Here is a 2,711-nt window from a genome sequence, read left to right as displayed (position 1 = left end):
GTGCCGGACGACCGGCCGCTGCTGATCCTGCCCGGAAAACGCGCTCTGGTGCCGACCGGGCTGATCCTGGAAATTCCCGAAGGCATGGAAGGCCAGGTGCGGCCGCGCTCGGGCCTTGCCTTCAAGCATGGGCTGACCGTCCTCAACACGCCCGGCACCATCGACAGCGACTATCGCGGCGAGGTGAAGGTCCTGCTGATCAATCTCGGCGATGAGGACTTTGCCGTGACGCGCGGCATGCGCATCGCCCAGATCGTTTTTGCCGCGGTGACGCAAGCCGCCGTGGAAGAGCGCAACCTGGCCGGCGGCACGGCGCGCGGCGCGGGCGGGTTCGGATCGACCGGCACCGCCTGATGCCTGAACTGCCTAAACTTGTCATCTTCGACTGCGACGGGATCCTGGTCGATACGGAGAACCTGGCCAATCGGCGCCTTGCCGAATGGCTGACCGCTGCCGGCTATCCGACAAGCTTCAAATATTGCCGCAAGAATTTCTCCGGCCGCAGCATGGCGTCGGTGCAGAAAGAGATCGAAGAAAAGACCAGCGTCAGGCTTGGCGCCGATTTTGTCGATCGCTGGAACGCCGGCCTGCCAGACCTGTTCGCCCACGGCGTCGAAGCAATCCCTTATGTCCGCGAATTCGTCGAGGCCGTGCGGTCAGCCGGGATCGCCTATTGCGTCGCCACCTCGGCCCGGGTGTCGAAGATGCACATCACACTTGGCCAGACCGGGCTGTTGCCGCTGTTCGAACACGCGATGTTTTCCTCGACGATGGTCGCGCGCGGCAAGCCGTTTCCGGACCTGTTCCTGCATGCTGCGAAAACCGTGGGCTTTGCACCTGCCGACTGCATCGTCATCGAGGACAGCGTCGCTGGCACGCAGGCCGGCATCGCGGCCGGCATGCGGGTGTTTTCCTATCACGCCGATCCCTATTCCGACCGCGACGGCCTTATCCAGGCCGGCGGCATCCTGTTCGACGACATGCGCGAACTGGCCGGGCTGGTGCCGATCCACTGAGCTGGCTGACGGACTGGACGGGTTGGGAGGCTGTGCTACGTTCCGCGCGCCCGACACCCTGAGGCGACCATGCCGACGAACCTGCTTCGCTTCATCCTCGCCGTGATGCTGCTGCCATTGCTGTGGACCGCAGCCGGCGCGCAAGACGCCAGCCTTCCGGAGCTCGGCAGCCCACTGCCCGGCCAAAAAGACATCACCTATCTCGACCTCGCCAGGATGATCATTCCAGACCTCGCCGCCGACAAGAATGGCTTTTACAGGGGCGGGCTGCCGATCGCTATGCGCCATATCGAGGGACCCGACAGCGGCGGCTCGCCGCCCGAAACCTCAGGCTTTTCCAATGCCTCCGTGCTTGCCATCAAGGCGGGAGGCAAGGACCGCCTGACCATGCTGTTCGATCTCGGCGATTCCTCAGACAGCGCAGAAGGCTATGCGGTGCTAGCGCTCTACGACATTACGGGCAAACCAAGGCTGCTCGACGCCGCCAATGTCGCCCTCGACCGCAGCACCTATTTCCGCGAACCCGGCAAGCTCGGCATCGGCGCCAATGATGATATCCTCATGATCGAGAGTTCGCATTCCAATTCAAACCAGAACTATATGATCGTCCCGCTGATTATGGTCGCCAGGGACAAGTTGAAGCTGATCGACATCATCTATTTGTTCGACGAGCACGTGTGTGCCTATAGCCGGACGCAGGACGTTGCCTTTAAAGCCATCGCAGAGGGCCGACGCCATGCGGCGATCAAGGTAACGGTGACCGATGCCACCGTCGTGAACGACGAAAGCTGCGATGACCAGCCGCCCAAACCTGAATCTCACGACATCTCCGTCACCTATCATTGGGACAAGACAACGTCGCACTACGCCAAGGATTCCGACGCGCTGAACAATTTGGCAGGAGAGAACGCCAAACGCTTCTGAACCAACCGCATTCGTTTGCCCGGCCAGATGGAGCAGGATAAAATCCGCTCGGCCACACCGCATATGATGGGGAACTACCATGGACAAGGGCAAGATCTTTCGCGACCTGCATGCCTCGACCTTCGTCGTGCCCAATCCCTGGGATATCGGCACGACCAAGCTGCTCGGCTCGTTCGGCTTCACGGCGCTGGCGACGACCAGCGCCGGCTTTGCCTTTTCGCGCGGCCTGCCGGACGGCGCGGTGACCTTCGACCAGATGATCCACCATTGCCGCGAAGTGACCGCGGCGACCAGCCTGCCGGTCTCGGCCGACCTCGAGAAAGGCAAGGGCGACAGCGCCGAGCAGGCCGCCGAAACCATCTTCGCGGCGGAAGCTGCCGGCCTTGCCGGCTGCTCGATCGAAGACCACACCGGCGATCCGGACAAGCCGATCTATGATTTTGCGCACGCCGTCGAACGCGTTGCGGCGGCCGTGGAAGCGGCGCGGGCCCTGAAACGCGATTTCGTCTTCACTGCGCGGGCCGAGAACTTCCTCTGGGGCAAGTCCGACCTCGACGACACGATCAAGCGGCTGCAGGCGTTCGAGAAGGCCGGCGCCGACGTACTCTATGCGCCAGGCATCGGCAACGTCGAGATGATCCGCACGCTCTGCTCTGCCGTCAGCAAGCCGGTCAATGTCATGGCGGTACCGGGCTTTACCATCGCCGATCTCGCCATGGCCGGCGTCAAGCGTATCTCGCTCGGGCCGTGGCTGACCAATTTCGCCTACGG

Annotated in this window: 4 protein-coding genes; all 4 read left to right on the top strand. The window is 62.7% G+C overall.

Annotated elements, in window-relative coordinates; translation table 11 throughout:
* Positions 1-354 (top strand): dUTP diphosphatase (gene dut / locus EN884_RS32090; protein ID WP_127313385.1); only part of this gene is annotated, 354 nt, incomplete at its 5' end.
* Positions 354-1,016: an HAD family phosphatase gene (locus EN884_RS32085; RefSeq protein WP_063169909.1), complete on the top strand. Its 663-nt coding sequence runs from the start codon at positions 354-356 to the stop codon at positions 1,014-1,016. The genes dut and EN884_RS32085, both read left to right, overlap by 1 nt.
* 69 nt (positions 1,017-1,085) lie before the next feature.
* On the top strand, positions 1,086-1,940 hold the full coding sequence (locus EN884_RS32080) for a hypothetical protein (protein ID WP_013528047.1): 855 nt from the start codon (positions 1,086-1,088) through the stop codon (positions 1,938-1,940).
* 79 nt (positions 1,941-2,019) lie between these two features.
* Positions 2,020-2,711: isocitrate lyase/phosphoenolpyruvate mutase family protein (locus tag EN884_RS32075; protein WP_164895291.1), on the top strand; the 692-nt coding region annotated here is incomplete at its 3' end.

The organism is Mesorhizobium sp. M7A.F.Ca.AU.001.01.1.1 (assembly GCF_004022735.1).
GTDB classification, from domain to species: domain Bacteria; phylum Pseudomonadota; class Alphaproteobacteria; order Rhizobiales; family Rhizobiaceae; genus Mesorhizobium; species Mesorhizobium ciceri.
Note: the sequence above shows the minus strand (reverse complement) of the source record. Positions and strands in the feature narration are given on the sequence as shown.